This window comes from Solwaraspora sp. WMMD1047 (assembly GCF_029626155.1).
In the GTDB taxonomy this organism is placed as follows: Bacteria; Actinomycetota; Actinomycetes; order Mycobacteriales; family Micromonosporaceae; genus WMMD1047.
In genome coordinates this window covers 3,016,114-3,037,195 of sequence record NZ_JARUBL010000001.1, presented here as the reverse complement: position 1 = coordinate 3,037,195, position 21,082 = coordinate 3,016,114, and the positions used below count along the sequence as shown (strand labels likewise).

The 21,082-nt window shown below is 72.9% G+C and carries 29 protein-coding genes; 12 read left to right on the top strand and 17 right to left on the bottom strand.

Features of this window, described 5'->3' with window-relative positions; all coding sequences use genetic code 11:
- The first annotated feature begins 163 nt into the window (after positions 1-163).
- Both O7627_RS14080 and cpt read left to right on the top strand, forming a co-directional pair.
- On the top strand, positions 164-343 hold the full coding sequence (locus O7627_RS14080; RefSeq protein WP_278093959.1) for a hypothetical protein: 180 nt from the start codon (positions 164-166) through the stop codon (positions 341-343).
- A gap of 51 nt (positions 344-394) precedes the next feature.
- The gene (gene cpt, locus O7627_RS14075) at positions 395-928 is read left to right on the top strand and encodes a chloramphenicol phosphotransferase CPT (RefSeq protein ID WP_278093958.1); all 534 of its coding nucleotides are present in this window, start codon (positions 395-397) and stop codon (positions 926-928) included.
- Between the two features lie 70 nt (positions 929-998).
- Here cpt and O7627_RS14070 read toward each other — a convergent pair whose 3' ends face one another.
- On the bottom strand, positions 999-1,424 hold the full coding sequence (locus tag O7627_RS14070; RefSeq protein WP_278093957.1) for a GNAT family N-acetyltransferase: 426 nt from the start codon (positions 1,422-1,424) through the stop codon (positions 999-1,001).
- Between the two features lie 157 nt (positions 1,425-1,581).
- Here O7627_RS14070 and O7627_RS14065 point away from each other — a divergent pair, with 157 nt between their 5' ends.
- Together O7627_RS14065 and O7627_RS14060 are read left to right on the top strand one after the other, a co-directional pair.
- Positions 1,582-2,010: an SRPBCC family protein gene (locus tag O7627_RS14065; RefSeq protein ID WP_278093956.1), complete on the top strand. Its 429-nt coding sequence runs from the start codon at positions 1,582-1,584 to the stop codon at positions 2,008-2,010.
- 249 nt (positions 2,011-2,259) lie between these two features.
- Positions 2,260-2,742: a GNAT family N-acetyltransferase gene (locus tag O7627_RS14060; protein ID WP_278093955.1), complete on the top strand. Its 483-nt coding sequence runs from the start codon at positions 2,260-2,262 to the stop codon at positions 2,740-2,742.
- A gap of 65 nt (positions 2,743-2,807) precedes the next feature.
- Here the strand turns inward: O7627_RS14060 and O7627_RS14055 are convergent, their stop codons facing one another.
- Positions 2,808-3,506, bottom strand: coding sequence for a TOPRIM nucleotidyl transferase/hydrolase domain-containing protein (locus tag O7627_RS14055; RefSeq protein WP_278093954.1), 699 nt, complete (start codon positions 3,504-3,506; stop codon positions 2,808-2,810).
- A gap of 52 nt (positions 3,507-3,558) precedes the next feature.
- Positions 3,559-4,347 carry a VOC family protein gene (locus O7627_RS14050; RefSeq protein ID WP_278093953.1) on the bottom strand — a complete coding sequence of 263 codons (789 nt, stop codon included), beginning with the start codon at positions 4,345-4,347 and terminating at the stop codon, positions 3,559-3,561.
- Positions 4,348-4,522: 175 nt separating this feature from the next.
- Between O7627_RS14050 and O7627_RS14045 the strand changes: the two genes are divergently transcribed.
- Both O7627_RS14045 and O7627_RS14040 read left to right on the top strand, forming a co-directional pair.
- A complete protein-coding gene (locus tag O7627_RS14045; protein WP_278093952.1) occupies positions 4,523-5,215 on the top strand; it encodes an alpha/beta hydrolase in 693 nt (230 codons plus the stop codon).
- Positions 5,212-5,655, top strand: a complete 444-nt coding sequence (locus O7627_RS14040; RefSeq protein WP_278093951.1) for a GNAT family N-acetyltransferase — start codon at positions 5,212-5,214, stop codon at positions 5,653-5,655. Before O7627_RS14045 ends, O7627_RS14040 begins: the two co-directional genes overlap by 4 nt.
- 87 nt (positions 5,656-5,742) lie before the next feature.
- Here O7627_RS14040 and O7627_RS14035 read toward each other — a convergent pair whose 3' ends face one another.
- Positions 5,743-7,218: an aldehyde dehydrogenase family protein gene (locus O7627_RS14035; RefSeq protein ID WP_278093950.1), complete on the bottom strand. Its 1,476-nt coding sequence runs from the start codon at positions 7,216-7,218 to the stop codon at positions 5,743-5,745.
- A gap of 200 nt (positions 7,219-7,418) precedes the next feature.
- Between O7627_RS14035 and O7627_RS14030 the strand changes: the two genes are divergently transcribed.
- A complete protein-coding gene (locus O7627_RS14030; protein WP_347404709.1) occupies positions 7,419-7,787 on the top strand; it encodes a RidA family protein in 369 nt (122 codons plus the stop codon).
- Positions 7,788-7,820: 33 nt separating this feature from the next.
- On the opposite strand, the gene O7627_RS14025 is transcribed toward O7627_RS14030, so the two are convergent.
- From O7627_RS14025 to O7627_RS14005, 5 genes are all read right to left on the bottom strand, one after another.
- Positions 7,821-8,399, bottom strand: coding sequence for a dihydrofolate reductase family protein (locus O7627_RS14025; RefSeq protein ID WP_278093948.1), 579 nt, complete (start codon positions 8,397-8,399; stop codon positions 7,821-7,823).
- Positions 8,396-9,595, bottom strand: coding sequence for a sigma-70 family RNA polymerase sigma factor (locus O7627_RS14020; RefSeq protein ID WP_278093947.1), 1,200 nt, complete (start codon positions 9,593-9,595; stop codon positions 8,396-8,398). The genes O7627_RS14025 and O7627_RS14020 overlap by 4 nt, the downstream gene beginning before the upstream one ends.
- Before the next feature lie 18 nt (positions 9,596-9,613).
- Positions 9,614-9,967: a YciI family protein gene (locus tag O7627_RS14015; RefSeq protein ID WP_278093946.1), complete on the bottom strand. Its 354-nt coding sequence runs from the start codon at positions 9,965-9,967 to the stop codon at positions 9,614-9,616.
- Positions 9,968-10,010: 43 nt separating this feature from the next.
- Positions 10,011-10,424 (bottom strand): DUF6069 family protein, encoded by a 414-nt coding sequence (locus O7627_RS14010; protein ID WP_278093945.1) that lies wholly within the window; start codon positions 10,422-10,424, stop codon positions 10,011-10,013.
- A 148-nt stretch (positions 10,425-10,572) separates the two neighbouring features.
- Positions 10,573-11,466 carry an oxidoreductase gene (locus tag O7627_RS14005; RefSeq protein ID WP_278093944.1) on the bottom strand — a complete coding sequence of 298 codons (894 nt, stop codon included), beginning with the start codon at positions 11,464-11,466 and terminating at the stop codon, positions 10,573-10,575.
- 100 nt (positions 11,467-11,566) lie between these two features.
- Here O7627_RS14005 and O7627_RS14000 point away from each other — a divergent pair, with 100 nt between their 5' ends.
- Positions 11,567-12,472 (top strand): helix-turn-helix transcriptional regulator, encoded by a 906-nt coding sequence (locus tag O7627_RS14000; RefSeq protein ID WP_278093943.1) that lies wholly within the window; start codon positions 11,567-11,569, stop codon positions 12,470-12,472.
- A gap of 11 nt (positions 12,473-12,483) precedes the next feature.
- Here O7627_RS14000 and O7627_RS13995 read toward each other — a convergent pair whose 3' ends face one another.
- Complete coding sequence (locus O7627_RS13995) at positions 12,484-13,398, bottom strand: NADP-dependent oxidoreductase (RefSeq protein WP_278093942.1); 915 nt, start codon at positions 13,396-13,398, stop codon at positions 12,484-12,486.
- 110 nt (positions 13,399-13,508) lie between these two features.
- Between O7627_RS13995 and O7627_RS13990 the strand changes: the two genes are divergently transcribed.
- Positions 13,509-13,907, top strand: a complete 399-nt coding sequence (locus O7627_RS13990; protein ID WP_278093941.1) for a helix-turn-helix domain-containing protein — start codon at positions 13,509-13,511, stop codon at positions 13,905-13,907.
- Positions 13,908-13,971: 64 nt separating this feature from the next.
- Here the strand turns inward: O7627_RS13990 and O7627_RS13985 are convergent, their stop codons facing one another.
- Both O7627_RS13985 and O7627_RS13980 read right to left on the bottom strand, forming a co-directional pair.
- Entirely contained in the window at positions 13,972-14,184 is a 213-nt protein-coding gene (locus O7627_RS13985) for a DNA-binding protein (RefSeq protein ID WP_278093940.1), read from the bottom strand.
- 154 nt (positions 14,185-14,338) lie between these two features.
- Positions 14,339-15,247, bottom strand: coding sequence for an oxidoreductase (locus tag O7627_RS13980; RefSeq protein ID WP_278093939.1), 909 nt, complete (start codon positions 15,245-15,247; stop codon positions 14,339-14,341).
- A gap of 62 nt (positions 15,248-15,309) precedes the next feature.
- Between O7627_RS13980 and O7627_RS13975 the strand changes: the two genes are divergently transcribed.
- Positions 15,310-15,930 (top strand): TetR/AcrR family transcriptional regulator, encoded by a 621-nt coding sequence (locus tag O7627_RS13975; protein WP_278093938.1) that lies wholly within the window; start codon positions 15,310-15,312, stop codon positions 15,928-15,930.
- Here the strand turns inward: O7627_RS13975 and O7627_RS13970 are convergent.
- Positions 15,869-16,501, bottom strand: coding sequence for a hypothetical protein (locus tag O7627_RS13970; protein WP_278093937.1), 633 nt, complete (start codon positions 16,499-16,501; stop codon positions 15,869-15,871). The genes O7627_RS13975 and O7627_RS13970 overlap by 62 nt on opposite strands.
- Positions 16,502-16,607: 106 nt before the next feature.
- Here O7627_RS13970 and O7627_RS13965 point away from each other — a divergent pair, with 106 nt between their 5' ends.
- Positions 16,608-17,537 (top strand): SDR family oxidoreductase, encoded by a 930-nt coding sequence (locus O7627_RS13965; RefSeq protein ID WP_278093936.1) that lies wholly within the window; start codon positions 16,608-16,610, stop codon positions 17,535-17,537.
- A 19-nt stretch (positions 17,538-17,556) separates the two neighbouring features.
- Here O7627_RS13965 and O7627_RS13960 read toward each other — a convergent pair whose 3' ends face one another.
- From O7627_RS13960 to O7627_RS13950, 3 genes are all read right to left on the bottom strand, one after another.
- Positions 17,557-18,006: a hypothetical protein gene (locus O7627_RS13960; RefSeq protein ID WP_278093935.1), complete on the bottom strand. Its 450-nt coding sequence runs from the start codon at positions 18,004-18,006 to the stop codon at positions 17,557-17,559.
- A 176-nt stretch (positions 18,007-18,182) separates the two neighbouring features.
- The gene (locus O7627_RS13955) at positions 18,183-18,491 is read right to left on the bottom strand and encodes a hypothetical protein (RefSeq protein WP_278093934.1); all 309 of its coding nucleotides are present in this window, start codon (positions 18,489-18,491) and stop codon (positions 18,183-18,185) included.
- Positions 18,492-18,614: 123 nt separating this feature from the next.
- Complete coding sequence (locus O7627_RS13950) at positions 18,615-19,058, bottom strand: Hsp20/alpha crystallin family protein (protein WP_278093933.1); 444 nt, start codon at positions 19,056-19,058, stop codon at positions 18,615-18,617.
- Between the two features lie 125 nt (positions 19,059-19,183).
- Between O7627_RS13950 and O7627_RS13945 the strand changes: the two genes are divergently transcribed.
- Positions 19,184-19,846, top strand: a complete 663-nt coding sequence (locus O7627_RS13945; RefSeq protein ID WP_278093932.1) for a hypothetical protein — start codon at positions 19,184-19,186, stop codon at positions 19,844-19,846.
- 111 nt (positions 19,847-19,957) lie between these two features.
- On the opposite strand, the gene O7627_RS13940 is transcribed toward O7627_RS13945, so the two are convergent.
- Complete coding sequence (locus O7627_RS13940) at positions 19,958-20,842, bottom strand: acetyltransferase (RefSeq protein WP_278093931.1); 885 nt, start codon at positions 20,840-20,842, stop codon at positions 19,958-19,960.
- Positions 20,843-21,082: the final 240 nt, after the last annotated feature.

The following is a 21,082-nucleotide window of genomic DNA, read 5'->3' as shown; positions in this document are numbered from 1 at the left end:
CCTGCGGTACGCTGGCACGGCGACCGGCACCCGCCGACGATCCGGCTGGGCCGAACGGGACCATCCCGCCGCGTTTTCGCACCTTTTCCGCACCCCTCGTCGACCATCGCGTCGACCGGCTGGTGATCGCGCCCGCGCGGCGCGCAACCCTTGGGAGCCCAGCTTGTCCGACCTCACGCCACCGAACCTGAATCCGTTCCGGGCCGCTCCCGACCCGGACGCGCCCGACGACCGGTCCCCCACGGCCGACCTCAGCCAGGCCGGGATGAGCCGGCTGCGTTCCCCGTTCAGCCTGGACAGCGACCCCGGTGACCACCCGCGTTCCCCCACCCCCGCCAGCTGACCCACCGACCACCCCGGGCCACCGACCGCCGGTGGCCACTATCGTGACGTCGTGACGACCCGCATGATCGTGTTGAACGGCGGATCGAGTTCCGGCAAGTCCGGGATCGCCCGGTGTCTGCAGGCGGTGCTGCCGCAGCCGTGGTTGGCCGTCGGCGTCGACACGCTGGTCGAGGCGATGCCCGCCACCCTGCGGACCACCGGCGCCGGGATCGAGTTCGCTCCGGACGGCGCGGTACGGGTCGGGCCGGAATTCGACGCGTTGCAGGCGGCCTGGATGACCGGGGTCGCCGCCATGGTCCGGGCCGGCGCCCCGACCATCGTGGATGACGTCTTTCTCGGTGGAGCGGCATCTCAGCGGCGGTGGCAGCAGGTCCTGGCCGGGCTGGACGTGTTGTGGGTGGGCGTGCGGTGTGACAGCGCGGTCGCCGCCGGCCGCGAACTCGCCCGCGGCGACCGGGTCACCGGAATGGCCGCCTCGCAGGCAGCGGTGGTCCACCAGGGCGTCAGCTACGACCTGGAGGTCGACACCACCCACACCGAGTCGCTGACCTGCGCGCGGACCATAGCCGCCCGGCTCGGCTGACCGCCGCGCTGGGTCCAATTCGTGAGACGGCCCATCGTCGTCCTCAGGACCTGGGAGGCGCTCGGTCCGATCAGGACGTCGTCGGCTTCCACAGTAGGAGCTGGCGGTCCTGGCTGAAACCGTTGCGCAGGTAGAAATCGACCGCGCGACGTCCGGAGTGGACGGTTACGTGCAGCAGCCCTCGGGCGCGGGCCTCGGCGAGGATCGCGGCCATCAGTGCGCCGCCGATGCCGCGGTCGCGGTACTCCTCGCGGACCGCCACCGACTGGACGTCCCCGAAGCAGCGGCGCGACGACTCGCCGCTGGGCACCCGTTCCGCGATGAGGAGCCAGGCCGCCCCGACCACCCGCCCGTCGACCTCGGCGACGAACGGCAGATGCGTCTCCGGGTGGGCGGCCACCCAGTCCGCGAACCCGGCAACCGCGTCCCCGTCGATGCCGCGCAGCTCCGCGAGCGCCGCCACGTCCGACCTGACCGCCGTCCGTACCACCACCACCCGGCGAAGTCTAGGCGAACCCCGCCGCCCGTTGGCATCAGGCACCGATCCCGAGCAGGATCACACCGCCACCCGATCCCGCACCCCGACCGCACCGATGATCTGAGCGCTACTGCTGTCAAACGCCGGCGGCGGGCCGGGGTGGGATCATGCACCGATGAGTACCGAGTCCCGGCACCTGAGCGTGCATGTCGATCGTCCGGTCGACGAGGTCTACGCCTTCGCCTCGGAGCCGGCGAACCTACCCCGCTGGGCGCCCGGCCTCGGCAGCTCGGTGGAGCGGACCGCCGACGGCTGGTTCGTCGACACGCCCGGCGGGCGGGCCCGGGTGACGTTCGCCCCGACCAACGAGTACGGCGTGCTCGACCACGAGGTGCTGACCCCGACCGGCGAGACGGTGTACGTACCGTTGCGGGCCGTCGCCGACGGCGACGGCTGCGAGGTGATCTTCACGGTGCGGCGGCTGCCCGGGATGACCGACGCCGAGTTCGAGCGGGACATCGCGGCGGTCAGCGCCGACCTCGCCAACCTCAAGCGGGTCGTCGAGAGCGCCGCGGGCTCCGGCCCGTTCACCGAGCCCTCGTAGGGCGCGATCAGTCCCGTCGACCGCGCCGCCGGTGGCCGTCGACGATCGAGGGCTACGCCGCGCACGCCGGCTGGTCCGCGTACCCGAAAGGGTTCGCCGGGAGCGGCGCGGCCGGCTATCCTCGCCGGCATGGAGTGCTTTGCCGCTGGCCGTATCCGCCGCTGAGGGTCCCGCTCGGTGCCTGCGGGCGCGAGTGGGGCGACCGACGTTCGTCCTCGGTTTCGACCCTCGCCGGAAAGGCGCACTCCCATGTTGATCCGTTCGTTCGTTCCGCACGACCTGGCCCAGCTCACCGAGCTGACCATCACGACATTCGGTCCGTTCTACGAGGACCACTTCCGGCCCCTGGTCGGCGACGTCATCTTCAGCAACCAGCACGGCGACTGGCGCGGTGACTACCGCACGCTGGTCGGCCAGCTCCACGAACCGGCCCGGCACAGGTACGTCGAGGTCGCCGAGATCGGCCCGGCGATCGCGGGCTACCTCGGTTGGAGCGTCAATCCCGACCGCCGGAACGGGACCGTCACCATCCTCGCCGTGTCGGCTGGGCACCGCCGCCACGGCGTCGGCACCGCGCTGTGTGAACACGCGTTCAACCGGATGCGCGACCACGGCGCGGAGGTGGTCGAGATCGGCACCGGCGGAGACCCGTTCCACGCGCCCGCCCGAAGGCTGTACGAACGCCTCGGCTGCACGCCGTTCCCGACCACGTTCTACTACCGGCAACTGTGAGACGCGGCCCGGTCGGGGGCGGGTTCGCCGTCCCCGACCGGCTGGCCGCACCGCACCGCACCAGGTCAGGCCCGGACGGCGGCGAGCAGCGTGTCCAACGGCCGGGGCAGAACATCGCGGGCGACGGCCGTCTCGACGAGCAGCCGGGCGTAGCGCGATTTGCGGCGCGAGCCGCTGCCCATGAACCGCCGTAGCTGCGCCCCGGCTTCCCGGCCACGCCAGGCGGGCTGGCCCTGCAGGGAGCGGAACGACCCGAGATCGCCCTGCGAGTCCAGCAGCGCCTCGACCCCGTCGATGCCGACCGCGCGGATCAGCTCGTCCTCCAGGTCGTCGACACAGACGAAGAACCCAAGACCTTCAAGATCTTCCTGGGTACGCGGAGAGCCGATCCCGGCGGTGGCCAGGCCCCGCCGGTAGATCTCCGCCTCGTGCCGGTCACACAGGCCGGCGAGGCGCACCCGGGTGTGCAGCGGGCCGAGCGTGGTCAGGAACCGGCCGATCGCGTGCGCCCCGCCGATCGGTACCACCACCACCCGTTCGGCGGCCAGGTCCCGGCCCCGGCCGAGGGCGGCCGTCTCCACCGCGATCTGGTCGCTGATGCCCTCGACCAGCACCAGTGACCCGGCGTCCTCGATCTTCGCCAGGGCGCGGGCCGTCGCCTGCACCGGGGCGTCGGGGCCGCTCACGTAGCCCTCCAGGGCCTGGCGGGCGAGCTCACGGCGACGGCCGACGTCCCAGCTACCGGCCGGTCGGGGGGTGGCCATGCCCGCCATCATGCGCCCGGCGGCGGTGGCGATCCAAGCCTGGCTGGGCGCACTACCGGGACGCCAGCACGCAGAACTCGTTGCCGTCGGGATCGGCCAGCTCGACCGGGCCCGTCGCGCTCCCGTCGAGGTCGCCGCGCACCACGACCGCGCCGCCGGCCGGCGCCGGCCGGCCGTCATCGGCCGGGTTGTGCTCGTCGAGTCGGGTAGCGCCGAGCGAGAGCAGTCGGTCGACCACCGCTTGTTGATCATCGTCGCCGGACGGCACCAGGTCGAAGTGCAGCCGGTTCCGGCCGGTCTTCGGGGGGACCGGCGGGCCACCCCAGGTGATCTTGGGACCGCCGTGCGGGGAGCGGATCGCCGTCTCCTGGTCCTGGTCCCAGACCAGCGGCCAGTCCAGCGCCGCGCTCCAGAAGTAGCCGACCTGCTGTGAGCCGTCGCAGGCCAGCGCCCCGATGAGGCCGCAGTCGGCGAGGAAGTTGTTGCCCGGCTCGATGACGCAGAACTCGTTGCCCTCGGGGTCGGCGAGCACCACGTGGCCGTCCGTCGGGTCCTGGCCGACGTCGAGGTGCCGGCCGCCGAGCTCCAGCGCTCTGGCCACCGTCTGCTCCTGGTTCGCCTGGGAGGTGCTCGTCAGGTCGAAGTGCGCCTGGTTCTGGCCGACCTTCGGCCCTCGGGCCGGGCGGAACCGGAGGCGGAACCCGGTGTCGTCGGCGGGCGGCAGGACGATCCCGTCGGACGGGTCGTCGGTGATCTCCCAACCGAGCAGCCCGGACCAGAACCGCGCCAGCCGCAGCGGCTGATCCGCGTCGAAGGTGAGCGCGTACAGGTGACAGGCCATTGGGCTTGATCATCTCCGATCGCCCGGACGGGCGCCGTCGCGGTGCCGCTGGAGATGCGAGCGTAGGGCGCACCGGCGTCGCCCGCAGCCGATTATCGCCGCGGGCCGGCCCGCCCGCCGGAATCGCCGCGGGCAGGACGCGCGGTTGTCGTACCCGGGTGTAAGGCTGCGGGGTATGGCGACGTTCGTTCTTGTCCATGGTGGTGGCGGCAGTGCCTGGGACTGGCACCTGCTGGTTCCGGAGCTGGCCGGCCGGGGCCACGAGGTGGTGGTGCCGGAGCTGCCGATCGGGGACCCGTCGGCGGGTTTCGCCGAGTTCTGCGAGACGGTGGTCGGCGCGATCGGCGATCGGCGCGACCTGGTGGTGGTCGGTCACTCGTACGGCGCGTTCACCGCGCCGCTGATCGCCGACCGGCTCCCGGTCCGGCTGCTCGTGCTGCTCACCCCGATGGTCCCGGTGCCCGGTGAGCGGCCCGCTGACTGGTGGGCCAACACCGGCTACCAGGAGCCGGCGGGGCTCAGCGAGGAGCAGCAGTTCTACAACGGGGTGCCGGCCGAGGTCGTCGTGGAGGCCGGCAGGCACACCCGGGATCAGGTCAGCGCGGAGGGGAGCGAGCCGTGGCCGTTGCCGGCCTGGCCGGACGTGCCGACGAAGGTGCTCATCGCCCGGGAGGACCGGTTCTTCGAGCCGGATTTCCTGCGCCGGGTGGCCGCCGACCGGCTCGGCGTCGTGCCGGACGAGGTCGACGGCTGCCACTGCGTGGCGCTCAGCCACCCGAGGCAACTTGCCGACCGGCTCACCTCGTACCTCCCGGAGGTCGCACCGGACGCGCAGCCGGCCGCCGGCCGCCGGGCGGGGTCGCCGTGACGGTCACCGTGCGCCCGGCCACCGGGGACGACCTGGCGGTGCTGGGCGCGCTGCTCGCCGAGCTGCATCCGGACGATCCCGCGCTACCGCCGGAGCAGGCCGCGGGGATCTGGCAGGACATCGCCGACCAGTCGGGGCGCACCGTGCTGATCGCCGAGCGCGACGGGCTGGCGGTCGGCACCGTCGACTGCCTCGTCGTGCCAAACCTGACCCGCGGCGGCCGGCCGTTCATGCTGGTGGAGAACGTCGTCGTTGCCGGCTCGGCCCGCCGCCAGGGCGTCGCGAGCCGGCTCTTCGACGAGGTGATCGACCGGGCCCGGGAGGCCGGCTGTTACAAGATCCAATTGCTGTCCCGGGCCGAGCGGGACGGCGCCCACCGGTTCTACGAGTCGCGCGACCTACGTCCCATCGCCAAAGGCTTCCGGCGCTACCTGGACTGATCCCCCGGCAGCCTGCCGGCCGCCCCGGCCCCCGGCGGACAGATCAGCTGGATTCCGCCAACCGGTCAGCCGGGTCCAGGGAACACGTCAGATGGGGTAGTGGCGCTCGCCGCTCTGGACGGTGATCCAGCGGAGGTCGGTGAACTCGGCCAGGGCGGCGGTGCCGCCGAAGCGTCCCCAGCCGGACGCCTTGACGCCGCCGAAGGGCATCGGCGGCTCGTCGTGGACGGTGGAGCCGTTGACGTGGCAGATCCCGGACTCGATCCGCTCCGCGACCGCCAGCCCGCGCTGATCGTCACCGCTGAAGACGGCCGCGGCCAGGCCGTACTCGGTGTCGTTGGCGATCTGGACGGCGGCGTCGGTGTCGGCCGCCTCGATGACGGCGACCACCGGACCGAACGACTCCTCGCCGTAGATGCGCATCTGCGGTGTCACCCCCACCAGCACGGCCGGGGAGATGACGTTGCCGCCGAGGTCCTCCCCGCCGGTGAGCACCCGGGCGCCCTTCGACCGCGCGTCCTCGATGAGGCCGAGGACGTGCTTGCGGCTGGCGTCGTCGATCACCGGGCCGATCATGGTGCCCTCGTCGCGCGGGTCACCGGCCACCAGCCTGCTCGCCCGCTCCGCGAGCTTCTCGGCCAGCGGGCCGGCGACGGCCGTCTCGGCGATGATCCGCTCGGTCGACATGCAGATCTGGCCGGCGTTCATGAACGCGCCGAAGGACGCCGCGGCCGCCGCCCCGTCGAGGTCGGCGTCGTCGAGGACGATCATGGGGGCCTTGCCGCCCAGTTCGAGCACGGAGGGCTTGAGGTGCTCGGCGCACTTCGCGGCGATGATCCGGCCCACCCGGGTCGAGCCGGTGAAGTTCACCCGCCGGACCGCCGGGTGCGCGATCAGCTCGTCGACCACGTCCGGCGCGCCCTTGGTGCTGTGTACGACGAAGTTGATCGCACCCGCCGGCAGACCCGCGTCGTGCAGGACGGCGGCCACCGCCGCGTGCACCCGCGGGCACTTCTCCGAGGACTTGAGCACGACGGTGTTGCCGAACGCCAGCGGGGCGGCCACCGCCCGGACGGCGAGGATGACGGGCGCGTTCCAGGGGGCCATGGCGGCCACCACGCCCGCCGGGCGGCGGACGGCCCGGGCGTCGAGACCGGGGACGCCGGACGGGATCGTCTCCTCCCTCGTCGCCAGGTCGGTCAGGCCGGCGGCGGCGCGGAGCATCCCCGCGGCCAGGCCGCAGTTGAACATTCCCCAGCCGAACGTCTCGCCGCACTCCTCGACCATCGCCTTGGCGATGGTCGGCGCGCGTTCTTCCAGCAGGTCGGCGGCGGCTTCGAGCAGGCGGGTCCGCTCCGCCGGCGCCGTCTGCGACCAGGCCCCGAACGCGGCGGACGCGGCCTCGACCGCGGCGCGGACGTCGGCACGACCGCCGTCGGCCGCCCGCGTGACCACCTCACCGGTGAACGGATTGTGGCACTCGAAGTGGGCACCGTCGGCGGCTGGCCGCCACGCTCCGCCGATCAGGTGCTCCTGGGTGGTCACGTCAACTGTGTTCGTCATCTGGCGCCTCACTTCGTTGTGATGGTGTCGCGGCAACATCTCACAAGATCTCACAGCCCGCCACGGCGAGGGGCGGACCTGGCAGATCCCCGGACCGCGTACGCCGGAACGCTTTTGACCTTACGTCGCGGACCTCTGCGGTCTGTGACAATGCGGTGGTGACCGGACCCAACCCTGTCGAGTTGATCCGTACCCCGCAGCTGACCGATCGGGCACCCTACGCCTACGCCGCGGTGGCCTCCGACGTCCGGCGGCTGGTGTTCACCGCCGGCGCCTGCCCGCTCGACCACCGGGGAAACACGGTCGCGGTCGGCGACGTGCCGGGGCAGGCCGAGCAGGTGATGGCGAACCTGCGGACCGCGCTCGCGGCGGCCGGCGCCGATCTCACCGACGTGGTCAAGACGACGGTCTATGTGGCGAGTAACCGCCGGGAGGACCTCGTCGCGGCGTGGAACGTGGTGAGCCGGCACTTCGGGGCGCACGACGTACCCAGCACCCTGCTGGGCGTGGCGGTCCTCGGCTACCGCGACCAGCTCGTCGAGGTCGAGGCCGTCGCCGCCCTCCGATGACGGGCCGACTCGGCCCTCAGGCCGATGGCCCGCTCAGCCGTGCCGGGTGGGGCGGTAGATCAGTTCCTGGGTGCGCCCGTCGAGGGTCCGGCTGGAGATCAACTCCAGGTCGAAGTCGGCCGTTCCCTGGAAGACCGGCTCGGTGCCGGTCTGGCCGGTGATCACCGGGAAGACCGTCACCTGGACCTGGTCGACCAGGCCGGCGGCCATCAGCGCGCGGTTCACCGAGAGGCTGCCGTGCGACCGCAACGGCACCGTGGACTCCTGCTTGAGCCGGGCGACGACGTCGACGGCGTCTCCGGTTTCGACGGTGGCGTCCGGCCAGTCGAGGGGTCCGCGCAGCGTGTTCGACACCACGGTGGCCGGAAGGTTCCGCATCCGGGTGACCCAGGCGTCGCGTACCTCGGACTCCTCGGTGCTCGCGGCCAGCATCGCGGCGAACGTGCGGTAGGTGCCGGCCCCGAAGACCATGCGCTGCTCCTCGCGGTACAGGGCCAACCGGTGTTCGAGCAGCTCGGGGCCCTGCTTGCCCCAGTAGCCGCCCCAGTCGCCGCTCGTGGTGCCGAAGCCGTCCAGGCTGGTGAAGACGTCGAAGGTGTAGGTGGCGGTCACGATGATCTCCTTGGGGAGGTGAGTTCGGTGCGGCGGGTCCGCAGGTAGGCGCGTTCGGTTTCGTTCGTGGCCAGGGCGATGGCCTGGTCGTAGGCGGCCTGGGCCGCCGCGACCCGGCCCAGCCGGGCCAGCAGCTCGGCCCGGGTCGCGGGCAGCCGGTGGTAGCCGGGGAGTTCGACGTCGGCCAACGCGGCGAGGGCCACCGCCGGACCGTGCACCTCGGCGACGGCGACCGCCCGGTTGAGGGCCACGATCGGGGTCGGCGCCAGCGCGAGAAGCTGGTCGTAGAGGGCCAGGACCTGGCGCCAGTCGGTGGCCGGGCCGTCGGTGTGCACCGCGCTGATCGCGGCCTGGATCTGGTACGGGCCGGGTCGGTTCCGCCGCAGGCAACGGCGGACCAGGTCGTGCCCCTCGGCGATCAGTTGGCGGTTCCACAGCGAGCGGTCCTGGTCGGCCAGCAGCACCAGGTCGCCGGTCGCGCCGAGCCGGGCCGGGCGCCGCGCCTCGGTCAGCAGCAGCAGGGCGAGCAGGCCGAGCACCTCCGGCTCGTCCGGCATCAGCGCGGCGAGCTCGCGGGCCAGCCGGATCGCCTCGGCGCAGAGGTCCGTCCGGATCAGCGGTCCGGTGGTGGCCGCGTACCCCTCGTTGAAGATCAGGTAGAGGACGGTGAGCACGGGTGGCAACCGGTCCGGCAGCTCGTGTCCGGCGGGCACCCGGTACGGGATGCCGGCGTCGCGGATCTTCTTCTTGGCCCGCACGATGCGCTGGGCGACGGTCGCCTCCTGGGTCAGGTAGGCGCGGGCGATCTCCGGGACGTCGAGGCCGCCGAGCAGGCGCAGCGTCAGCGCGGTCCGCGCGTCCGGGGCGAGCGCCGGGTGGCAGCAGGTGAAGATGAGTCGCAGCTGGTCGTCTTTCACCGGTCCCACCTCCGGGGGCTCGTCCGGTTGGTACAGCAGCAGGGCCTGGGCGTGCCGGGCCTCGCGGGTCGACTCCCGGCGGAGCCGGTCGACGGCCCGGTTACGGGCGGTGGTCACGATCCAGGCGCCCGGATTGGGCGGCGGCGTCTGCCACTTCTGCAGCGCCGTGGTGAAGGCATCCTGGACCGCCTCCTCGGCGAGGTTGAGGTCACCGAGGAGGCGGGTCAGAGTGGCGACGCAGCGGCCGTACTCCGCGCGGTAGATGCTCGCCAGGTCCATTCGGGTGACCGCTGGCGCTCAGGCCTGGGACAGGTCGTCGAAGGGGCGCACCTCGACCGGGCCGCAGGCCGCCGCGCACTTCTCGGCCCACGCCAGCGCCTGGTCCAGGTCGTCGCACTTGATCACCCAGAACCCGGCGATGTGCTCCTTCGTCTCGGCGAACGGCCCGTCACTCATGGTGGCGACGCCGTTCTCGATCCGGACGACGGTGGCGCTCTCCGGCGAGGTGAGTCCGCCGGCGAAGACCCAGGCGCCGGCGGCCTGCAACTCGTCGTTGATCCGGCCGGTCTCGGCGAACATGGTCTGCGTCTCCTCCTCCGACGGCTCGGGCGCGCCCTCGACGAAGTGCACGGAAATCAGGTACTGCTTCATGATCGTCCTCCGGTGTTCTCGTTGGTGGGGTTCGGGCGACTGTTCAGGCTGCCAGACGACGGGCGAGCGCGGGGATCACGATCGCGGCCGCGACCAGGTGGGTGAGGATCAGCAGCACCTTGGTGGCCGGCCCGGCGTCGGCGATCACGTCCGGCACCAGGGACAGCACGGTCAGCACCACCGTGGTGCGGACGAAGGTACGGCGGGGACGCCGGGCGAAGCGGGCCATCAGCGCGGCCATGATCACGCCGACCAGGGAGAAGGCGGCGGTCAGCACGCCGAACCCGGAGACCGGGATCGGGGCGCCGCTCATGTCGAGGCTGATTCCCGCGGCGTGGCCGCCGGCGGCGACGGCCATGGTGGCGACGCTCGCGGCGACCGTGGCGACAAGCCCGGCGCGGACCAGCGCACCGGTGCTCGAAGCGGTGGCGCGGGTCGCGGTCACGGTGGTGCTCATGGTGCCCTCCAGCGGGTGGGTCGGGCCGGCTCCGTACCGGCCTCTCACCAGGGCTACGAACCAGACCACGCCCGATCGACACACCCGCCAAGATCTTTTAAGGAAAAAATCCGGATCCTTGGTACGCGGGTCGAACGGCCCGCCGCCGTCAGAGGTAACCGACTCCCGTCAGGTTCTCCGACACGTCCCACAGGCGCCGGCCGACGGCCGGGTCGGCCGCCTCGGGGCTGGGCCGCACCTCGGTGACCCGGCCGCGCAGCTCCATGAACCCGGCCGGTCCGAAGAACTGGCCGCCGCGCAGGCCGGGTGCGGTGGCGGCGTGCAACTGCGGCCCGGCGCCCCGGTCGACCGGCTGGGTGAGCAGCAGCCCCGCGCTCGCCAGGACGCGACCGAACCGGCCTCGGTCCTGCCACGCCCGCGGGGTCAGATTGCTCCGGGTGATCCCGGGATGCGCCAGCACGCTGATCACCGGTGCGCCCGCGGCCCGGAGTCGGCGGTCCAGTTCCAGGCCGAAGACCGTACAGGCGAGCTTGGAGACCCCGTAGGCGCGGGAGGCGTTGTAGTCGCGCCCCGACATCAGGTCGTCGAAGTCGAGGTGGGCGTTCTTGTGGGTGATCGAGCTGAGGTTGACGACCCGGGCCGCCCGGGCCGCGGTGAGGTTCTCCAGCAGCAGGCCGGTGAGGGCGAAGTGGCCCAGCAGGTTGGTGCCCAGGTGCAGTTCGAACCCGTCGGCCGTGGTGCGGCGCGCACCGAGCAGCACCAGGCCGGCGTTGTTGATCAGCAGGTCGATCACCGGGTGGTCGGCGGCCAGCTTGGCGGCGAAGGCGCGGACCGAGGCGAGCGAGGCCAGGTCCAGCTCCCGGACCTGGACGTCACCGTCGATCTGCCGGGCCGCCGCCGCGCCGGCCGCGGTGTTTCGCACCGCGAGGACGACCCGGGCTCCGGCGCGGGCCAGTTCGGTGGCGGTCACCAGGCCGAGCCCCGAGTTCGCGCCGGTCACCACGGCCACCCGGCCGCGCTGGTTCGGAATGTCTGTGGTCATGCCCCGACGCTAGGGGCGGCCCGGCGCGTTCCGGTCGCACCGGTTTGCCTAGGACCGCCAGACCTACCCACACCGCCGCCGGCAGCGGCACACTTGCCGCATGGCCGGCACTCATCCGTACGCCCAGGAACTCGGCAGCTTCCTGCGCGCCCGCCGCAGTCGACTCCGTCCGCAGGACGTGGGCCTGGCGCCGGGCGGCCGCCGCCGGGTGACCGGGCTGCGGCGCGAGGAGCTGGCCCTGCTGGCCGGGTTGAGCACCGACTACTACCAGCGGATGGAGCAGGGCCGGGAGGTACGCCCGTCGGACGCCGTCCTGGACGCGCTCGCCACCGCCCTCGCCCTCGACACCGAGGAACGCCGGCACCTGTTCACCCTGGCCCGGGCCGCCCGCCGGCCGGCGCCCACCCGGGTGGAGCGCGAGCCGGAGCGGGTGCCGGAGAGCACCTGGCGGCTGCTGCGAGCGCTGGGCACCCCGGCCGTGGTGCTCGGCCGGCACCTCGACCTGCTCGCCTGGAACCACCTGGCGGAGGCGCTGCTCGGCGACCCGGACAGCTACCCACCCGACCGGCTCAACATGCTCCTGCTGCTCTTCGACGACGCGCGCACCGACGGGCGGCGGTGCCGGGACTGGGAGCAGCAGGCGCTGGACTACATCAGCATGATGCGCGCCGGGATCGCGGCCGACCCGACCCACCCGCGCGCCACCGCGATCGTCGGCGAACTGAGCATCCGCAGCGCGGAGTTCCGGCGGATGTGGGCGCGGCACGACGTCCGGGAATCGGTGCACGGCACCAAGACCTTCCAGGTCCCCGAGGTCGGCGAGATCATCCTGGACTGGGACACGTATCCGCTGCCCGGCAGCCCCGGGCCGGTGCTGCTGGTCTTCACCGCCGAGCCGGGCAGCGCGGACGCCGACCGCCTCGAACTGCTGGCCACCCTGCACGCCACCCGGGCCGGCGCGGCGGCTGAGCGCTCCCGGGTGGCTGATCGGGAGATCCGGCGCTGATCGGCTGCCGGTCAGGGAACGATCACCACCCCACCCCGGACTCCGCCCCGGGCCAGGCGGTCGTGCGCCGCCGCCGCCTCCGCGAAGGAGAACACCTCGGCGACCCGCAGCGGGATGTCCCCGCTTTCGACGAGTTTCACCAGGTCGCCCAGGCGGGCGCCGTCCGGCGAGACGTCGAGTGCGTGGACGCCGATCCCCCGCACCGGCTCCGGGCGCAGCGGCGGCGAGGCCGCCACGAAGCCGCCGCCGTCCCGGACCAGGTCCAGCAGCGGCTCGCCGACCACCGCCAGATCGACGACCGCGTCGAAACTGGCGGGCGGCACCGCGGGCGGACCGTCCGAGCGCGGTACGAAGGCGGCGCCCTGGGACTCGACGAACTCCCGGTCACCGGCCCCCGCGACCCCCGTGGCGCGCAGGCCGGCGGAGCGGGCCAGCGCGAGGAGGAACCCACCGACCTGCCCGGCGGCGCCGGTGACCAGCACCGACGAGCCGGCCGGGAGCCCGAGCAGGTCGAGGGCCTGGGCGGCGGCGAGGCCATTGGTGGGCAGGGTCGCGGCCTCGGTGGCGGGCACCCCGGCCGGTGCGGCGGTCAGCCATTCGGCCTGCATGACCACGAACTCCGCGTGCGTGCCGACGGTGGTTTGCAACCAGGGCGAGAAGCCGACGACCTCGTCGCCGATGGTGAGACCGGCGACGGACGGGCCGACCGCGTCGATCCGGCCGGCCACGTCCCAGCCGGGGGTGTACGGCAGTCCGGTCGGCAGCGGCGCCGGGAACCGGCCGGCGCGAACCATCAGGTCGACCGGGTGGACGACGGACGCGCCCACCCGTACCCGCACCTGCCCTGGCCCGGGCTCCGGCACCGGCCGGTCCGCGACGTGCAGGACCTCCGGCCCGCCGAACTCCGCATAGCTGACTGCGCGCATCGCTGTGCCCTCCCCTTCATGTCCTTGACGCCACGACCGTAGGTACCGGCGGGCACTGGGGGAAAGTAGGTACCTTGAAGTGCCTAGGGCACCGGCAAGGATCGTGAGACATGTCGACAGTAAGTGCTGAGCAACGGCGTGAGCAGGCAAAACGCGACTATGACGCGTTCCTGGCGGCCTGCCCGACCCGGGAGTTGCTGATCACGCTCACCGACAAGTGGGCGGCGCTGGTGATCGCGGCGCTCTCCGACGGCCCGAAGCGGCATGGTGAGCTCGCCCGCCGCATCGCCGGGGTCAGTCAGAAGATGCTCACCCAGACCCTGCGCAAGCTGGAACGCGACGGTCTGCTCACCCGTACGGTGACCGCGTCGGTGCCGGCCCGCGTCGACTACGCGCTGACCCCGCTGGGCTGGGAGCTGGTCCCGGTGATGGTGGCGATCAAGACCTGGGCGGAGACGCACATGGATCGGGTTTTCGAGGCCCGCGCCCAGTTCGACGCCCGGCCGTGACGACCCGAGGCACCTCCCGGGCGGGGGCGGCACCGCACGCCGTCCGGGCGGGCCGGCGGGACCGTCAGTCGGCGAAGGTCATGCCCCGTTCGGCCAGGGCGGCGGCCAGGATGCCGACCGCCTTCGGCCCGACCCCGTGCATCGCCAACAGGTCGCGGCGGGAGTGGCCGGCCGCCTGCGCCAGGGTGGTGATGCCGGCGCCGAGCAGGGCGCTGTTGGCCGGCCGGCCGAGTGGTGGCAGGTCACCGATCTGCGCGGGCACGTCGCGGGTACTCACCCGGCCACGATAGTCGCGGGCCACTGCCGGCGGAGCGGGTCCCGGCCGGCACGCGACTGCGCTGGAGCGACCTGGCGCCGATCAAGGACAGCAACGTCGGTTACCACGGCAGCCCGGGGCGCCGCCGCCGGCACCAGCTTCCGCCCTGACCGACTCACCCGTTCGCGGTCGTCGTCACGGCCAATGGGAAGGTGACGCCGGTCAGCTGCTCGGAGACCGTCCACAGGCGACGGGCGAGTGCGTCGTCCCGGGCACTCCTCGACCGGCCGACGAGCTTCGGCGCCCCGCGCCCCTGCAGGAATCCGTCCGGGCCGGCGTAGCTTCCGCCGGGGACGTCCGCCACCGCCGCGTAGAGGGTGGGCAGCGCACCGGCTTCCTCGCTCTGCGAGAAGCGGCTGAGGAAGGCTCTGTTCACCGCGGTCAGCACGGACCGTCGATTCTCGGTGTGCCCGAGGAGGTTGGTGGCCGCCATGCCGGGGTGCGCGGCGGTCGCGAGCACCGCCGAGCCGGCCCCGATGAGCCGGCGCTGCAGTTCCGCGGTGAAGAGCAGGTTCGCCAGCTTCGACTGGGCGTACGCGGCGAACGGCCGGTAGGAGCGGCGTTCCCAGTTGGGGTCGTCGAAGTCGATCCGGCCGACCTGGTGCGATCCGGAGGAGACGGTCACCACCCGGCCGCGGATCCGCGACAGCAGCAGGTTGGTGAGCGCGAAGTGCCCGAGGTGGTTGGTGCCGAACTGGAGTTCGAAGCCGTCGGCCGTCCGGCCGAGCGGCGGGATCATCAGGCCGGCGTTGTTGATCAGTACGTCGATCGGCTCGGTCCAGCGCTCGGCGAACGTGCGGACCGAGGCGAGATCGGCCAGGTCCAGGCGCCGCACGTCGAGGTCGCCGGTCATGGTTTCGGCGGCGGCACGGCCCTTGGCGAGGTCGCGGACGGCGAGCACGACCCGGGCGCCCCGGGCGGCCACCGCGCGGGCGGCGGACCGCCCGATGCCACTGTTCGCGCCGGTGATCACGAAGGTGCGGCCGGTCAGGTCGGGGAGCTGCGCGGGGGTGAATGTTGTCATGAGAAACAATGTAGTCAGCGCAAACAATGCTGTCAACGGCAACATCTGGGTAGGGTGTGACCGTGCCCTCGTACCATCACGGGAACCTCCGCCCGGCGCTGCTCGCCGCCGCCGAGCGCAGCCTGCGCCAACACGGCGCAGATCAACTGTCGCTACGCGAGCTGGCCCGCGAGGCCGGGGTCAGCCACGCGGCGCCCCGCCGACACTTCCCGGACCGGCAGGCGCTGCTGGACGCACTGGCCGAGACCGGATTCGCCCGGTTGGAGGCGGAGCTGCGGGTGGCACTCGACGCCGCCGGGGCCGGGTTCAGGCCCCGCCTGCATGCCATGGCGGCGACCTACCTGCGATTCGCCACCGAGGACGCCGCGCTGCTGGAACTGATGTTCACCAGCAAGAAACGCGCGGGCGCCGATCGGCTCGTCGCCGCCGCCGCGGCGCCGTTCGGGCTGATGCAGGATCTGATCGCCCAGGGCCAGGACCAGGGCATCCTCCAAGCCGGCGACCCCGAGCGCGTGGGGGTCGTCCTGTTCGCCACGCTGCAGGGCATCGCCACGCTCACCAACGGCAAGCTGGTGCCGCCGGAACTACTGGAGGGCATCGGGCAGACCGCCGTCGACCAGTTCATCCGAGCAGCGGGACCAGCGACGTCGGCACCCGGGCCGGCCGGTAAGGCGCGGCAGTGACCTGCCCGTCCCTCTTGCTCGACCCGTTGCCGCCCCACCGGCGTCGACGTGGTGGTCCGGCCAGGTAGCCCTGCGGGTGCCGGGGGCGCCTCAACGCCGCCGGTAGTAGTCGGCGAGGGCGCCGAACGCGGCCTTGGGCTCCCACGGCAGGTCCGGGTAGGTGTCGCCGGGCCGGTCTTCGAGGACCTTCACGATGCCGTAGCTGGCGAGGTCCAGGTCGTCGCGGGGGTCGCCGGTGCGGCGGTGCCGGATGGTCGTAGAGCGCGAAGATGAAGACGAAGGCGGCGTCGACCCCACCGGCGTCGAACACCGCCAGCAGCTCGCGCAGGTACGCGGCCTGGCCGGCCTCGTCGCGGGCGTACTCGCCGTCGAGTCGGACCGGGCCGCCGCGCTCGTCGTACTCGACGATCTCCAGACCGTGCGTGCCGCGGTCGCCGGCGCCGCCGTAGGTGGCCGAGCCGAACTCGGTGATGGCGACGGGTTTTCCCTGCCGGGCGAGGCTGCGCATCCCGTCGGTGAAGCTGGCGGCGAACCCGCCGGCGGTCTCAGCCGACCGGTAGACATCCATCATCGACGACGTGTACCTGCCGCTGGTACGCGGCCGCTCCGCCGGTCGAAGCTGACCGCGCCGGCCGAACCGACCAAGAATGTCAGAGGTCGCTGAGAGAGTGGGCGACATGGACAACGTTCTGGAGGACAACGTTCTGGAGGGCAGGGTCGCGCTGGTGGCCGGGGCGACCCGGGGAGCCGGGCGGCAGATCGCCGTGCAGCTGGGCGCCCGGGGGGCGACCGTCTACGTCACCGGGCGCAGCACCCGGCAGCAGCGGTCGGAGATCGACCGTCCCGAGACGATCGAGGAGACCGCGGAGCTGGTCACGGCGGCCGGTGGCACCGGGATCCCGGTGCAGGTCGATCACCTCGAAGCAGACCAGGTCCGCGCCCTGGTCGAGCGCGTCGACGCCGACCACGGTCGGCTGGACGTGCTGGTCAACAACATCTGGGGCGCCGAGGCACTGTTCAGCTGGGACCAGAAGCTGTGGGAGCACCCGCTGGAGACCGGCCTGCGGATCCTGCGGTTGGCCGTCGACACGCACATCGTCACCAGCCACTTCGCGCTGCCGCTGCTCACCCGTCGGCCCGGCGGACTGGTGGTCGAGATGACCGACGGCACCGACGCCTACAACCGGGAGAACTACCGGATCTCGTTCTTCTACGACCTGGCCAAGACGTCGGTGCTGCGGATGGCGTACGCCCAGGCGAAGGAGATCGGCCCGCTCGGCGGGACGGCCGTGGCGCTGACCCCGGGCTGGATGCGGTCCGAGCTCATGCTGGAGCACTTCGGGGTCACCGAACAGAACTGGCGGGACGCCATCGCCAAGGAGCCGCACTTCGCCATCTCGGAGAGCCCCGCGTTCGTCGGCCGGGCGGTCGCCGCGCTGGCCGCCGATCCCGAGGTCGCCCGTTGGAACGGGCAGTCGCTCTCCAGCGGCGGGCTCGCCCGGGAGTACGGCTTCACCGATCTGGACGGCAGCCGACCCGACGCCTGGCGCTACCTGGTCGAGGTGCAGGACGCCGGCCGGCCCGCCGACGTCACCGGCTACCGCTGACCGATCGGCTCCGCGCCGGTCACGCTCCGACGAAGTACTCGTACGGGCCGACGGAGACGCCCTCGGAGACGGCGCGCTCGTCGTCCTCGTCGGCGTTCGGGTCCAGGTCCAAAGCCCACCGGGACCCCATCGACCAGACCGCGAAGCCGGCGCGGAAGTCGTACCCGATGTCCGACGGGGTGTATTCGTGGCCCTTGGCCTCGAGGTCGGCGACCACCTCCTCCAGGAACCGGAAGGTGAGCTGTACACCGTCGAAGAAGACCTCCTCGCCACCGTCCCCGGCGTAGCCGATCTCGACCAGCTCGACCCGGTCGTCAGGCGTGTACGCGATGACCAGGCCGGGGGTGGTGTCGTAGACGGCCTTGCGACCGCCCGGTCCGTGGACCGGTGCGCCGATCCGGGCCTCCACATCGGACCTGGGTTCGCCGATCCGGGCCTGCTCGACACCGATGCCGGGAATGATCTCCATGCGGCTCAGTATGCCCTGGCCGGGTCGAGCCGATCGCGGGCGGCTGCGCACCCGAGCCCGTCGCGGACGCGGACGGACCGGCCCGCCGCGCCACGGCGCGGCGGGCCGGGTGGCTCGCGATGTTCCGCGGCGCGGCATCACCCGCCTTTCCGGGTCGGCTGTGGACGGTCGACTTCTCAGCGGGCGGGCGGCGGGGATCGCTGCCGGCTTCTCGGCCGCGCATCGGCTCGCGGCCGTCGCCCGGCCGGTTCCCGGCGGGGTGCCGGCGTCGCCGGCCACCCGGCGGGGCGCGGCACCGGGCGCGGCAGCGCCGGTGGTGGCGGGGGCGGCGGCCGGGTGGGCCAGTTGGCGGCGATCAGCGCGTCGAATTCGGCCCGCATCAGATCGTCGTCGTGGCGAACCGCCTCGACGAAGGCTTCCCGTACCGGGTCGAGGGTTGATCCGCGGCTGCCGGCCGACGGACCGGTGATCGTCGTCCGCATCATGCTTGGCCACCTCCCGGTTCTGTCCGGTCCCGGCCGGTGCATCACCGGCCGGGACGGTGCCCTGCGAGCTGTCAGGCGTTGATCGCCACGCGATCGGTCAGGCGTTGATCGCCACGCGATCGGTCAGGCGTTGATCGCCCTGCGGGTGGTGTCGGTCGTGCCGATCGCCACCTTGCGGGGCTTGGCCTGCTCGGCGACCGGGATCCGCACCACCAGCACCCCGTTGTCGTAGCTGGCCTGGATGCGTTCGGTGTCCAGGGAGTCGCCGAGGAACAACTGGCGGGAGAAGACGCCGAGCGGGCGCTCGCTGAGCTGCACCTGGGCGTTCCCGTCGAGTTGCAGAGGTCGTCTTTCGGCCTTGACCGTCAGGACGTTGCGTTCGATGTCGAGGTCGATGGCGTCCGGGTCGACCCCGGGCAGATCGAACGCGACGACGAACTCGTCACCGGTACGGAAGGCGTCGATCGGCATGGGTGCCGGGCGGGACCAGGTGCCCGATTGCACGGTGCCGAAGAACTGCTGGGCGAGGCGGTCCACCTCACGGAAGGGATCTGTGCGCATCAACATCTCTGCACCTCCTGTTGCTTGACGACGTGGCCGTCAATGCGCGATACCTAATCTTGTAGCATGTCGTCAGAACGTTGACAAGCAGATCGTCATCACAACGATGACGAGCCGGGAAGGGGCAGCCGGTGACCGGGACCCAGGGGGCACCCGAGGGCGTGGCGGACCCGCCCGCCGGGCCGGCCGACCGCGCCCTGAGTCGGGCGATCCACGCGATCGAGCAGCTTCCGGCGGACCTCTCCCCCGCCGACACGGTCGCCGCCCTGGCGGCCCTGCGCCGGCTGCGGACCCGGCTCGACCTGCTGGAGCCGCGGCTGATCGCCGCCGCGCGGTCGCAGGGCGCGAGCTGGGCCGAGCTCGCCCCGGTGCTCGGGGTGGCCAGCCGGCAGGCCGCCGAACGCCGGTTCCTGCGGATGCGGGTCGCGGACCAGGAGGCGCCGGCCGCGACCCGGGAGTCGCGGGTGCGGGCCGAGCGGGACCGGCGGGCCGGCGACCGCGCGGTCGACCGCTGGGCCCGCGACCACGGCGCCGACCTACGTCAGCTCGCCGGCCAGATCACCGCCCTGACCGACCTGGACACCCGGGCCGGCCCGGACGTCGCCCGGCTGCACCGCGCGCTGGGCGCCGCCGGGGTCACCGACCTGGTCGACTCGCTGGTGGAGGTCGCCGACCACCTGCGCGCGGATCACGTCGGCCTGGCCGAACGCGTCGACACCGTACGCCAGGAGACCGATCAGGTCCGCCACCTGACCCAACGCCGCCGCGACGCCACCAGGGCCGAGGCCGACTGACCCGGCCCCGGCGGCACCGCGGGCGGCGCCGGCGCCGGCCAGGACGCCGTCGGTCCCGACGGGACCGGCGATGCCGCCGCCACACTCCCACCCGGGCCGGGACGCGCTGCGTCACCCCGGCGTGAAGCGGATCCGGCTCCGCAGTCGCCGGAACCCGGTCCGTTCCAGCTCCGCCACCGTCGCGACCCGGTGCGCGTCCACATCGGCCACCACCTCGCGCGCACCGGCCCCGGCCAGCGCCCGGACCGCCTCGGCCAGCAGGTCGCCGCGCACCCCCTCGTCGAGCAGTCCCAGGTAGCCGATCAGCGGGAAACACGCCTCGCCGGCCGTGCCGACCAGACCGACCGGTTCGCCGCCGTCCAGCGCGATCCGCCACTCGGTGGCCGGGCCGGTCAACCAGGCCAGCGGATCGGTGGCCAGGTCCACGCCGGCCACCGCCAGCGCGGTCTCCTTCCCGGTCAGCACCTCCGGTCGGTCGACGCGGGCGACCAGCGCGGCGACCTCGGCCGGGCCGGTGGCAGGGCGGAACGTGTACCGACCGGACGAGGCCGGCAACGGGGTGCCCGTCCACGAGCAGCGCAGCCGCTCGTCGCGTTCGACGAGGCCGGCGAGCCGGGCCGCCGCCATCGGTGCCCGCAGCACGGCGCGCACCTCCGGGCGCCGCCGCCAGTACGGCGGCGCCGCGGCGTGGTAGACCAGCGGGCCGCCGAACGCCTCGTGGGCGGCGCGCAGCAGCGCGGCCCCCACCTCGGCGTCGGCGGCCAGGTCGAAGCGTTCCAGCCAGGGGTCGCCGACCGCGCCCGGCAGGTGGAGCCAGGCGGCCCGGCCGACCACCCGGCCGGCCCGCACGGCGATCCAGGTGTTCCCGGGTCGGTAGCCGCCGCCCGCCAGCCCGTCGGCGTAGCCGATCTGGCGTAGTTGCGGCAGCGGGTCGGGCAGGGCGTCGAACAGTGCTTCCTCGCCCGCGCCGAGCGGGCGGATGACCAGGTCGGTCATGGGTTGAGCCTCCGGAGAGCAGGCGCCCGGATCAGCCCCGCGGGAACGCCGGAACGCGGAGGGGGCGCAGAACATTGGACATTGCTCTGGACCTCCTCCCGGCTCGACGGCGTGTCCGCAAATTACTCGACCACCCGGGCGGCCGCAACTGCCGTCCGCGTCGGCGCGATCGCCCTGGGTTGTGTTACCAGCACGTTACCGAGATGTGCCCGGTGATCGTCGGCGAAGTGTTGACCGTAA

Bases quoted from the DNA above. Each gene is read 5' to 3' on its own strand.
- O7627_RS13995 (WP_278093942.1), bottom strand. From the start codon at position 13,398: ATGCGCGCAGTCAGCTATGCGGAGTTCGGCGGGCCGGAGGTCCTGCAC.
- O7627_RS14055 (WP_278093954.1), bottom strand. From the start codon at position 3,506: ATGGCCACCCCCCGACCGGCCGGTAGCTGGGACGTCGGCCGTCGCCGT.
- O7627_RS14050 (WP_278093953.1), bottom strand. From the start codon at position 4,347: ATGGCCTGTCACCTGTACGCGCTCACCTTCGACGCGGATCAGCCGCTG.
- O7627_RS13965 (WP_278093936.1), top strand. From the start codon at position 16,608: ATGGACAACGTTCTGGAGGACAACGTTCTGGAGGGCAGGGTCGCGCTG.
- O7627_RS14035 (WP_278093950.1), bottom strand. From the start codon at position 7,218: ATGACGAACACAGTTGACGTGACCACCCAGGAGCACCTGATCGGCGGA.
- O7627_RS13980 (WP_278093939.1), bottom strand. From the start codon at position 15,247: ATGACAACATTCACCCCCGCGCAGCTCCCCGACCTGACCGGCCGCACC.
- O7627_RS13970 (WP_278093937.1), bottom strand. From the start codon at position 16,501: ATGATGGATGTCTACCGGTCGGCTGAGACCGCCGGCGGGTTCGCCGCC.
- O7627_RS14005 (WP_278093944.1), bottom strand. From the start codon at position 11,466: ATGACCACAGACATTCCGAACCAGCGCGGCCGGGTGGCCGTGGTGACC.
- O7627_RS14065 (WP_278093956.1), top strand. From the start codon at position 1,582: ATGAGTACCGAGTCCCGGCACCTGAGCGTGCATGTCGATCGTCCGGTC.
- O7627_RS14045 (WP_278093952.1), top strand. From the start codon at position 4,523: ATGGCGACGTTCGTTCTTGTCCATGGTGGTGGCGGCAGTGCCTGGGAC.
- O7627_RS14015 (WP_278093946.1), bottom strand. From the start codon at position 9,967: ATGAAGCAGTACCTGATTTCCGTGCACTTCGTCGAGGGCGCGCCCGAG.
- O7627_RS13990 (WP_278093941.1), top strand. From the start codon at position 13,509: ATGTCGACAGTAAGTGCTGAGCAACGGCGTGAGCAGGCAAAACGCGAC.
- O7627_RS14020 (WP_278093947.1), bottom strand. From the start codon at position 9,595: ATGGACCTGGCGAGCATCTACCGCGCGGAGTACGGCCGCTGCGTCGCC.
- O7627_RS14010 (WP_278093945.1), bottom strand. From the start codon at position 10,424: ATGAGCACCACCGTGACCGCGACCCGCGCCACCGCTTCGAGCACCGGT.
- O7627_RS13960 (WP_278093935.1), bottom strand. From the start codon at position 18,006: ATGGAGATCATTCCCGGCATCGGTGTCGAGCAGGCCCGGATCGGCGAA.
- O7627_RS13950 (WP_278093933.1), bottom strand. From the start codon at position 19,058: ATGTTGATGCGCACAGATCCCTTCCGTGAGGTGGACCGCCTCGCCCAG.
- O7627_RS13955 (WP_278093934.1), bottom strand. From the start codon at position 18,491: ATGATGCGGACGACGATCACCGGTCCGTCGGCCGGCAGCCGCGGATCA.
- O7627_RS13940 (WP_278093931.1), bottom strand. From the start codon at position 20,842: ATGACCGACCTGGTCATCCGCCCGCTCGGCGCGGGCGAGGAAGCACTG.
- O7627_RS14000 (WP_278093943.1), top strand. From the start codon at position 11,567: ATGGCCGGCACTCATCCGTACGCCCAGGAACTCGGCAGCTTCCTGCGC.
- O7627_RS14060 (WP_278093955.1), top strand. From the start codon at position 2,260: ATGTTGATCCGTTCGTTCGTTCCGCACGACCTGGCCCAGCTCACCGAG.